Genomic DNA, 10206 nt, shown 5'->3' on the forward strand with positions numbered 1-10206 from the left:
ATGCGATCGTCGGCAGCGTCAGATGTTTATAAGAGACTGGTCTGGGGGTGCGGGGCCGGTTTGGGCGGGTTGGGTCGCTCGTCGGGTTTGGCGGTTGTGGTGGCGTTCGGTGGCGACGCGCTGGGCCCGGTTGTGGGCGCGGGTGCGGGTGCGCAGCGGCATCATCGCGGTGCGTTCGCCGCAGCGCTCGACGGCGGCGGGGGCCGGGAGGTCGCCGGTGGGTGCGCACAGGCTGGGGAACAGCAGCGCGCTGCCCGGGGTGCTGACGTAGCTGTGCCCGTCGGGTAGGCGCCAGATGAGGGTGCCATCAGGCAACTGCTCATCGCGCCAACCCCAGAATGTTTTCAGCAAATGATGGGACCGAATTTCCCAAATACCCTCTAGGAATCCACTTGAGTCGGGCCAGGTCCGCCGTCTACGTCTCGGCCAGGAGCGTGAGGAGCCCCGCTATCGGACCCGCGCCCGAAGCTGACGGTATATGCGTTCGGCGGCTTCGGGCATGTTCTCATGCTCCCAGACACGTATGACTTGCCAGCCATTCGCTTCCAACTTTTGATCGGTGTCCCGATCACGTGCCGTATTCTCCGCGAGCTTCGCGTCCCAGAACTCGGCGTTTGATTTACGAGCGGGCCGATAGTGATCTGGGCAACCATGCCAGAAGCATCCATCCACGAAGACAACCACTTTCGCTCGTGGGAAGACCAAATCAGCGCGTCGTCGAACCCCGACAAGCGGTGCCGCATCAACCCGGTAACGCAAACCCATGGCGTGCAGTAGGGACCGCAGCTGCCGCTCCGGCTTAGTGTCCCGACGTGGATTTGCACGCATCACCGAGCGCACAGCCGGTGTGGTCGCCCACGAGTTCGCTGTCCTTGACTGCTCCTCGGTTCTGGGTATCAGGCCACGCTCGCGGACTTGACGCCACGCGTCAGCGAGGAGGTCGGCTCGGCTCGTACCGGTCACTTCACCGATGTATCGCTCGATCGTCCGATGGCCTTGGGCGGCCCACCGCAAGTAGGCGTAGATTCGCCGGCCCGGCTGGGGCATCTTCAGTGCAACCGAAGCGGTCGCCGGCTCAGAGTCGGATGTGGGAACTCGTCGTACCTCAGCCGATCCAGCGGCGGTGTCCTGCTCGGCGGCACGCTCGGCTCGCGTCATTCCCGGTGGTGCCTTCCAAAACACATCCGGAGGAACATCGCGGTTCCAGGACGCCACTTACCCGACCTTCGTCGCCGGGCGCAACGCCTTTCGGACGGCATGGGCCATGACCGCGCCGAGCTTGACAGGAACGGCGTTCCCTAGCTGACGCATTTGTTCGCCGCGTGGCCCAGCCAGCCACCAACTGTCAGGAAAAGTCATGATCCTGGCCACTTCGCGAACCGTCAGGTAGCGGATACTGCCGTCGTCCTTCCGCAGAACGCTCTCGCCGCCCGGTACACCATGAACGCCAGCTTTAACCGTTTTCGCTGGACGATCCAGCTCGTTCGGAGTATGCCCAGGGTAGATCCGAGCGCCTGGCCAGCCGACATGATGGAGCCAGTCGGGATGCTCGACTTTGTGTCCGATCGGTTCGGGTAATTCACCGATAGCGTCACGCAGCGTCCGCCAGCGGGCGAGGCCGTCGTTTAGGGCGTGTGAGGGTAAGGGTGCCGCGCTGACCTTGCCTGGGTCGATGTCGTGCTCGTCCCAGTACTCTCCGCTCGCCTGCTGATGTAGCAAGGCCGACTCGGAGTGTGTTGGGTTCGGGAACTCCCACGCCCCGAGGTCGAGGTCGCGCCGAAACGCGATGACGAAAACTCGCCAGCGTTGCTGTGGGACGCCATAGTCGGCCGCGTTGACCAGCCGGAAGTGAACGTCGTATCGCTCAGTGGGATCGCCGCCGTCCGTTCTGAGGGCCTTAACCAGACGCTTGTCGTGATCGAACCATTCCTCGCCTTCAATGCGGCGCTCGAACGGTGCGGCGAGTTCACGAAGTATGTAGTCGTAGTAGGGCCGGAACGACGGGCGGAGCAATCCCTTTACGTTTTCGGCGATGACGGCGCGGGGTCGTACTTCACGCACACAGCGGAATAGCTGAGGCCATAAATTTCGTGCGTCATCGACGCCGCGATGGATACCGCCGAGGCTCCACGGTTGGCACGGCACGCCACCGGCCACCACATCGGCCTTACCCTCCAAGGGCGTGAAATCAACGCCGTGTATGTCGCCCGCTATGAGCGGCCAGAGATTATCGACGTTGCCAAGAGGAAGCATCTCCGAACCGATGTCGGTGGCGACGTTGGCGCGAAGGGTGGCGCAAGCGCGGTTATCGATTTCGACAGCGAGTCGGTGGCGGAAGCCTGCTCCATGCATCGCTAACGCGAGGCCGCCCGTGCCGGTGAACAGCTCAACGCTCGTTCCGGCACCTCGATTTGCCGTCCTACCTGCGCGTTTGCTGCCGCCCTGACTCATGGGAGGAACCCTACCGCGGAGAGCCGACAAACTACCGGAGCCGCGCTGCACTGGGAGAGGGGAGGTCGCCTTTTTTAACTGGGTTCGGACTCGGAGTCCGAGAGCTCTTCCAACTCCTCGGTCGCTATAGCGTGCTCGACTTCGACATCGATCTGAGGTACGGCGTCGAGGTTCGGCAGCTCGACTTTGGCGAGGTGCGCCATCACAAGCGTCTCAAGCTCGCTCGCCGATTTGTCAGGCGGCGGTAACCTCGCGGCCCAGCTTCGACCCGGATGCAACTCATCCCAGTACGAACGGGCCTGATTCGCTCGTCCACTGCCCGGTGTGTGATTCCCGAAGCCATCCAGCAACACGTTCCAAACGGGACGGTAGTGGCCGATCAGCAGCATCTCGCCTAACGGCACCCAAATGTCTTCCGCGACCAAGTATCGACACTTGAAGTCGGCAAGATTCAGGTTCGAGGTGCCGTTGCTGGCCGCAAAGTCAGTTACCCGCTTGATCGAGTTCTTGTGCTCCCGCAACCTCGCGTACAGCGCGGGCTCGGTAGTGGTCGCCTCCAAACCGACGCCATGCCGAGCACCCGGCGGACGCGCCCGTCCGACATAGATCGGAACGCTGCCTTCCTCGACCGCTGGTGGGGTAATCGCCTTGTAGATGGGAAGCGGCCCGCTGTAATAGATGGCATAGAGGCCAGCGCCGGGGAATGCCGATTCCGGAGGCAACGGCGACAGTGGTTGCGCGAGGAGAGCGCGTTCGACGCTTTTCCCGAGTTCGAGGCGATCCAAGGGATTGAACGGCCGGACATCGCTGCTCACCCCCGACAGCGTATTTGGCCAGTCCGTGCCGCTCGCAGGGAGGGATCATTCGGTGGTTAACAGCTGCACTCACTGAAGACACCCGCGACGTGCGAGCTTCCCGGCGAGTCGCCCGTAAACCAAAACGCGGGGGGAGACAACAGCTCCCTTATGGAGTCGGGCGATCGCGCCTGGCGGGACTTTGCACTCCGCATCCCCAAATCGCTTGTACCCCAAGGTATTTGATGATCGCCGGTCGTGTTCGTGCTGGTAGGGAGTGGTTTCGGAATGTCCGCCCGGCACTCGGCGTTTGCAGTAGGTCCCTGTTGGCCGGCCCGGCCCCCGACGCGGGGCCGGGCCGGTTCCCTCGGTGGGGTGGTGGTGTCCTCCGGCGGGTCCTGGGGTTGCCGAGTGGCACTCGGTGTTTGGGACGAGGCGTGGCCGCGAGGACTCCACGCGCAGGGCCGCACGACTTCCTTTCGTGCTTGGGTGGCCCTGGCGTGGCACGGCCAACGCCCGCCCCATTGAGCACGCGGAGTGGACGACCCCGACTACAAAGGTGCTGCTCGGGCGTGCTCGGTCTGGGGGGTGGTTCGGAGCGGGAGCCGGGAGCCGCTTCTTGACCCCCGTCATCCCGCTCCCGGTCCGTGCGTACCGATCTGGTCGCTGGACCGTCCCTACCACGGGGCTCAGTGGGAAGGGGCGCGGGCGTGACCTGCGTGGAGGGCCGGGCACGGTGGCCCTCCTCGCTCCTCGGCGGATCACGTCCCGCGCCCCGCTCGCCGCCGCCGGGAGGTTAGACCGGTGACGGCGGCGAGGGCTCATTTGCGGCCCCGGACAGGCGTGTGGGGCTTCTCCTTCACTTGGCGAGTCCTCCGCTTAGGTGCGGGCTCCTCCGGGCGTGGGCGGACGTTCACGATGGCTGGTTCGACCTCGACGGCCCAGCCGTTCCGGCGGGCACGGACCGCTCCCCGGCGGATCAGGTCATCGAGTTGCGGCATGGTGAGGCCCATCCGCTTGGCGGCGTCCTCGGGGTCCAGCCATTCGCGGTCGTCGATCACGGCACGTTGTCCTGCGAGCAGTAGACGCCATCGTGTTGGGCTGCGAGGTCGTGGATGAGCTGCAACGCGGCCACGCCGTCGTCGTCGTCGGAATCCCCGCCACCCGAGTCGATGTCCTCGTCAGCATCGAAGTCATCGAACTCATCGAGGTCGTCGTAGCCCATGGCTTAGGTGCCGGTGATGGTCGCGATGGCGAACGCCTGTGGGCGCAGGAACCCGGCCACAGTACGCATTTCACAGCGCAGCAGGAACGCGTTGGTGGAGAACAGGGCATCCGACCAGTAGTTCAGCATCAGCGACATGGACTCGCGTAGGTAGAGCACGCACGTTGACCAGTCCCCGACGAGCGCCGTCCCGGCCGGAACACTCGGGGACACCACACGTTTCACCTGATCGTCCGGGCCGAAGAAGTTGTTGCTAGAGCCGTAGCCGACCGTGTTCGGGTGGTCGAAGCCCGAGCTGAGCAGACCACCAGCGGTGCCCCACCGTTCGAGGTCGATCGTCTCCGCATCGTGCGGGTTCAGCGCGATCCCCGTGGGCTCCTCACCCAAATTCTGCAGCTGCGTGATCGAGTGCCGGATCGTGGTCAACGGATCACCCTGGTACGGAACGGCTGTGGTGCCGGACTGATGGAGCAGGCCGGTCATGTTCTCGCCCGTGCCGTCGCCCGCCACGACCTGGTGCTCCAGCGCGGCGAGAACACCCTGCGCCATCTCGCGGGACAGGAACGGCTGCACCTGTTCCACGTCTTGCAGATACCGGACCGGGACCGGCTCGGACAGATGGGCGATGACGCGGCAGCGGTCCTGCACCGGAGTCAGCGTGAACGTCGAGGTCGGCTTCGTCGCCAGGTCCGCGACCGGAGCCGCGTTATTGGTGCGCACGGTCTGCTGGAAAAATTCCACAACGTTGGACGTGGCGACCAGCCGATTTGTCAGGACGTCGATCAGCCTTTTAGGCCATGGGAGTGCAGAGACGTACGGCGGCACCAAGTTCGGGATATCCAGCGAGCCGGAGCTGATGGCGCGGTTCTCCGCGTTCCGTGCGCACAGCTGCGTCGCGACCCGGCGAGCCCAGCCGTCTACCGGGATTCCGGCCGTCCGCTCGCTTCCACCACCCGCCTTGATCGCCTGCACGAGCGGGTTGTTCACGCCGGAGCGTTCAATCTCCGCTCGCTGTTCGGCAATCCGGGCATCGAGAGCACGGAGCGTGTTCTGCGAGGTGCGGTACATCTTGCCGAGTTCGCCGGTCGGGTCATCCGACCACTTGCGGTACCCGAGTTCGCGGGCCGTGTCCACACATGCCTGACGGCGGGCATCTTCGGCGTCCCGCAGCGTCAGCAGCTTGTTGAGCAGGTCTTGCACGGGGAAGTCCTTCCGACACTTGGGCGCACGCAAAACCAGAGCGCAACAACGTGCGCGCATAACTCAATTGGTTGCGTGAGCCCGTGCCGGGCCTCCTTGGCAGCCTTAGCCACTCCCCGTGCCGGGCGGTTGTCCGCTAGCTAGGCGGGCCGTCGCCCCAGCCGAAACCAGGAACGAGATGTGCGGTGCTACCCCAGACGGTTGCTAACCGTCCGCCGCTGATGCTACGCGACGCCGCCGACAACGCCAAGGAGCGCCACGCCGCCGGAACCCGTTGCGGTGGCGTCATTTTGACGTCAAACTCCGGGATCGGCGCGGGTCAGGAGCAGTTCGACCAGCGTCTCGCCGGTCTCCTCGACCCAGGCGCGGAGGTAGTCCGAGCCCGCGTCGTGGAGCCCCGCGAGCAGGTGGCCGATGAACTTGACCGCCTCGTTGCCGAGCGGATCGGGGGCCGGCCACGGTGTCACGTCGCCGCCGTCCTTGCGTCGGCGTAGCTCGTCGGTCGCGGCCCGCCACGCCTGGTCGCCGTAGGCTGAGACGGCCGGGTGCCGTTCCATCTTCGCTATCGGCTCCGCCCACGAGGAGAGTCCAGCCAGGTCCTCGTCGGTGAGTAGCTCCAGGTTTACGGTCATCGGTTCTGTTCCTCCTCGTTTGCGATTCTTTGGTCGAGCCCCGCGATCTCGGCATCGAGCCGCCGGATTTCGGCTGTGTAAGCGTCGTGAGCGTGTTGAAGTGACTCCGGAAGGGGATCCATCCGGGGCGACCCCGGCCGCCTCGGCAGCGTCCAGCACAGCCCCACGAAGCCGGTACTGCATCGTGCGGTGGTCATACGCGGCCGCCCGTTTCGCTTGCAGCTGTTGCAGGTTCATCGGTTCCTCCTTGGTGTTGGTGGTGTCGGGGTGCGAGCCCGCCGGACCCGCCACCGCTCCCGCTGCCGGAAGTCCAGCTCGACGTAGACGACCACGTGATCGCCCCGGCAGGCCCCGTCCTCGTCGCACGGCACGATCCGCGCCGCGTCCAAAGCCTCCGCGACGGAGTCCCATTCGGTGAACTCCGCGGCCGGGGCGAGGTGGTTCCGCCCCCCGACCGGCCCCCGCAGCCGATAACAAATCAACGTCGCACCGCTCACGACACCTCGCCGGGCTCGAGGTCGGCCAGCCGCTCAGCGATCACACGTGCCCTGTCGCGGACGTTCTCCGAGCGGCTGCCCCAACGAAGGTTCGAGAGCCGGTTGTTCCAGCCGATGTCGTCGCGGTGGAGGGCCTCCATGCCGTCCGGGCGAGGTCCACGGAACGCCAAGAGCACGAGGGTATGTACGCGCACGCGTTTGGCCGGCCGACCACGCTCCCGGAGAGTGACCGCTGGGTAGCCCTCAGATGGGTGTTGCCGAAGTATCTTCCGCACCCGGCCGTGATCGCTGACCTCGTGAGACGGGAAGCCGGGGATGAAGCGCCAGCGTTCGTCGGAGGGCTCCTCGTTCGCTAACTCCAAGCGGCACTCGGCACAAACGCCGGAGTCGTTCTCCGGCCGGAGTTCGGCCGCGCAGCGTTCGCAGACGGCGATCACGGCTGATCCTCGGCGTTTAGGGCTTCGTCGTACGCAACCTGCCAGGCGAACCAGGCATCGCGGTACTGCCGCCACAGCTTGCACGGAATGCAGGACTCCCTCGTCCCGTACGGGTGTGCTGAACAAGTCTTCGGGGGCTCGGGCATGTCCGGCGTGAAGTCGGGCGCGGGGGGAGGGCAGAGGTCGGGGTGTGGTGACGTACCCGACTTACGTTCCCCCGTGCCAACTGATCTGGTGTTTAAAGGATCTGGTGTATATGGCTTAGTGGGCGGAACGCCTGTTCCGGTAGAAACGCCCCCGCGTTCCGGTAGAAACGTGCCGTTGTTCCGATAGAAACCATCTTCTAGCGGAACGCCTGTTCCGGTAGAAACGCCCAAAGAACCCTTGCCGGAGGGGTTTTCTACCGGAACGGTGATGCCGGTAGAAATGAGCCGATAAACGGCTGCCCGGCCTCGCTTCGGGTTCTCCCGCGCCGTCTGCTCGATCAGCTTCAGGTCCCGGCCGCGCTTCAGCGCATCGCGGACGGTGCGAGTCGTGAGCCCGCAGACTTCGGCCAGCTTCTCCTCGCCCGGATGTGCGTTCGTCCCGGCCGGATAGTCGGCGAAGGTCTCCAGGGCCAGCAGCACGCCCTTCCACGCCCACGTCATGCATTCGGGGCGTTTACCGTCTGGCAGGCCGAGGACGTACCGCTTCCACTCCCGCCGCTCCCTTGCGTCCACCGCTCACAGCCCCCCTCCGGCGCGGGGAGGACCAATCAGTCGGTGGGCTTCGCTACCATGTGAGTGGTCGGTGTCGGTTGCTCCGGCTGACAACTGAATTGATGGCTGATTCTCGTTAGTTCCGTGCCACAGAAGGTCCGTCCGAGGGGCGTAGTGCACCCCGTCGAAGGCGGACCTTCGGCATTCCCGGATCATGCGATGGCCCCCGGCCGCTGGCGTGCGGGCCGGAGCAACTCCGCGAGCTTGGCACGCTGCTCATCCGAGAGGCTCGGAGCTTGCTCCACAAGCCGCTCCACATAGTCGTCTAGCACAGCGGCATGGGGGCTCTTGCCGGCCAGGTAGGCTTCGACGGCTTCGCGTCGTACACGCCAGATGCGGCCGACTTTGGCGGCCGGTAGCTCTCCTCGACGGATGAGACGCCAGACGGTTTCGATGCAGTCGAGGCCGAGGGCCTCTTGGACTTCGCGGGCCGAGAGGGCGCGTGAAAGGGGCGGTGATGCCACGGCAGGTTTCTCCCTGTTCGGGGAGAGAAGCCCTACCGGTAAAAGCGGACTCCGGCCGTATGACTTCGCGGCCTGTTACAACTCTCGCTAGTTGTTAGTGCGGATTGTGACTATACCGACCCGGACGGCTAAACTCGGTTAGGCGCGCCCGGCGGGTCATCCGTTGCGGCACAAGGCATTTCCGTAGGGTCCTACGGTTGTTTGTGGCGGTCACGCTGGGGTTATAGCCAGTCGATCTGTACGCGGTCCGGCCGGAAGGTGTGCCCACCCTTGCCAACTGGTGCGATCGTGATCTTCGCGAGGACGGACAGGATGGCCCGGAACCGGTCCGGTGAGAGGCTCTCGATCGCGGCCGCGACCTCCGGCTTGCCGAGGGGAATCTGGTCGAACACCCGGAGGCGTTCTTGGTCTTGCTCCTGCGCGTCGAGCGTGTCGATCTGTGCCTGCACGATCTCGGTGGCGGTCTTGACCTGCGCTCCGGTGAGGAGCCCCTGTGCCCGTTCGATCGCTAACTCGTTCAAACGGCCGTGCAGCACGGACTTTTCAGTGCGGATGCATTCCGCCTCCGCCGTGTCGTGCAGGTCGGCTTTCAGCAGGTCCACGGCGTCCTCCCGAGCGAGGCGGGCGGAAACGACCTTGTACAAAAACGGTTCGACGTGCTCGGCCCGGATCGAGACCCCGAGGCACTGCTTGCACCGGTACGCGATCCGCTTCTTGTCGAGGGTCTGCAGCCCGGAGAGATGGTGCCCGCAGGCCCCACACAGCAGCACGCCGGTCAGCTTGTGCCGCTGCACGGTCTTACGGCCGGGAGCCCGGCCGGGCGCGTTCAAGACGTTCTGCGCTCGCCGCCAGGTCGCCTCGTCCACGAGGGCCGGCCAATTGCCCTTCACCGCCTCGCCCTGGGCGTCAACGACCAGTTCGCCGTTGTGCGAACGCAATCCGGCGTTCCGGGCCTTCCGCAAGAAGTTCGACAGCTGCGGCTGCGTCCACAGCTTCCCGTTCAGCGTGAGCGCCCCGGCCGCGTTCCACGCCTTGCAGATGTCCCCGAGAGAGGACCCGGCGATGATCGCCCGGTATGCCTCCGCGACGAGCGGAGCCGTGCGCGGGTCCGGCCGCCGGTCCTCTCCGTACCCGAATGCCCGTCGCCAGGCCGGAACACCCTGCTCGGCGCGCTGCCGGGCTGCTCGTTTGGTGCGGACCTTCAGCATTGCCACCTCGTGCTCGGAGACGGCCGTCTTGACCTGCGCCTGCAGCACCCCGTCCGGCGAATACAGGTCGATGTCGCCCTGCCCCGTCGTCGCCAGCGGGACACGACGGTCGAGCCCGGTGAAGAACTCCCGAAGCGTTTCCAGCTCGCGCATCAGTCGCCAGCCGCGATCCTGGTTCCACGCGGCTATCGCGTCGATCTTCCCGGCCTTCACGTCGGCGAGGAGCCGTTCCCATTCCGGCCGGGCCTTGCCGTTCGTGGCCGAGCGGTCGTTGTCGATGTAGAACCCGGCCGGGACCCACTTCTTGACCTCGCACAGAACGGTCGTGTCCTCCCGCTGACGGTCCACGCCCTGCCGCTTGTCCTTCGGGTCGGAGCTGATGCGGCAGTAGCAACCTGCCCTGACCTGGGGGTTCTCGGTAATTTCGGTAGCCATGCCTTAAGGGTACTTTCTGCGTTCGCCAATGGTGGCGGCACAGACATTTCAGGTTCGACGGATGCGTCGCACCGCCATCGGCGTAGGGGATCGTATGGTCGATAT

At 65.3% G+C, this 10206-nt stretch carries 12 protein-coding genes and 1 pseudogene; all 13 read right to left on the reverse strand.

Going from position 1 to position 10206, the window contains the following annotated elements; all coding sequences use genetic code 11:
- Positions 1–18: 18 nt before the first annotated feature.
- Positions 19–363, reverse strand: a pseudogene (locus A5781_RS14660) (hypothetical protein); the annotation flags it as partial.
- 84 nt (positions 364–447) lie between these two features.
- Positions 448–840: a very short patch repair endonuclease gene (locus A5781_RS26230; protein ID WP_255360825.1), complete on the reverse strand. Its 393-nt coding sequence runs from the start codon at positions 838–840 to the stop codon at positions 448–450.
- Between the two features lie 375 nt (positions 841–1215).
- The gene (locus A5781_RS14665) at positions 1216–2451 is read right to left on the reverse strand and encodes a DNA cytosine methyltransferase (protein ID WP_067207251.1); all 1236 of its coding nucleotides are present in this window, start codon (positions 2449–2451) and stop codon (positions 1216–1218) included.
- 74 nt (positions 2452–2525) lie between these two features.
- Positions 2526–3266: an Eco29kI family restriction endonuclease gene (locus A5781_RS14670; RefSeq protein WP_067207254.1), complete on the reverse strand. Its 741-nt coding sequence runs from the start codon at positions 3264–3266 to the stop codon at positions 2526–2528.
- Positions 3267–4066: 800 nt separating this feature from the next.
- On the reverse strand, positions 4067–4306 hold the full coding sequence (locus A5781_RS14675; RefSeq protein ID WP_067207257.1) for a hypothetical protein: 240 nt from the start codon (positions 4304–4306) through the stop codon (positions 4067–4069).
- On the reverse strand, positions 4303–4470 hold the full coding sequence (locus A5781_RS25615; protein WP_156624656.1) for a hypothetical protein: 168 nt from the start codon (positions 4468–4470) through the stop codon (positions 4303–4305). Before A5781_RS25615 ends, A5781_RS14675 begins: the two co-directional genes overlap by 4 nt.
- 3 nt (positions 4471–4473) lie before the next feature.
- On the reverse strand, positions 4474–5670 hold the full coding sequence (locus A5781_RS14680; protein ID WP_067207260.1) for a phage major capsid protein: 1197 nt from the start codon (positions 5668–5670) through the stop codon (positions 4474–4476).
- 296 nt (positions 5671–5966) lie between these two features.
- The gene (locus A5781_RS14685; protein ID WP_067207263.1) at positions 5967–6302 is read right to left on the reverse strand and encodes a hypothetical protein; all 336 of its coding nucleotides are present in this window, start codon (positions 6300–6302) and stop codon (positions 5967–5969) included.
- A gap of 233 nt (positions 6303–6535) precedes the next feature.
- Positions 6536–6799 (reverse strand): hypothetical protein, encoded by a 264-nt coding sequence (locus A5781_RS14690; RefSeq protein ID WP_067207267.1) that lies wholly within the window; start codon positions 6797–6799, stop codon positions 6536–6538.
- Positions 6796–7320 carry an NUMOD4 motif-containing HNH endonuclease gene (locus A5781_RS26555; protein WP_369817733.1) on the reverse strand — a complete coding sequence of 175 codons (525 nt, stop codon included), beginning with the start codon at positions 7318–7320 and terminating at the stop codon, positions 6796–6798. Before A5781_RS26555 ends, A5781_RS14690 begins: the two co-directional genes overlap by 4 nt.
- Complete coding sequence (locus A5781_RS25620) at positions 7233–7955, reverse strand: hypothetical protein (protein ID WP_156624658.1); 723 nt, start codon at positions 7953–7955, stop codon at positions 7233–7235. The genes A5781_RS26555 and A5781_RS25620 overlap by 88 nt, the downstream gene beginning before the upstream one ends.
- A 191-nt stretch (positions 7956–8146) precedes the next feature.
- Positions 8147–8458, reverse strand: a complete 312-nt coding sequence (locus A5781_RS25050) for a helix-turn-helix domain-containing protein (RefSeq protein WP_082939354.1) — start codon at positions 8456–8458, stop codon at positions 8147–8149.
- Positions 8459–8679: 221 nt separating this feature from the next.
- Complete coding sequence (locus A5781_RS14700; RefSeq protein ID WP_067207273.1) at positions 8680–10101, reverse strand: recombinase family protein; 1422 nt, start codon at positions 10099–10101, stop codon at positions 8680–8682.
- Between the last annotated feature and the right edge of the window lie 105 nt (positions 10102–10206).

Source organism: Mycobacterium sp. 852002-30065_SCH5024008, assembly GCF_001665645.1.
In the GTDB taxonomy this organism is placed as follows: domain Bacteria; phylum Actinomycetota; class Actinomycetes; order Mycobacteriales; family Mycobacteriaceae; genus Mycobacterium; species Mycobacterium paraffinicum.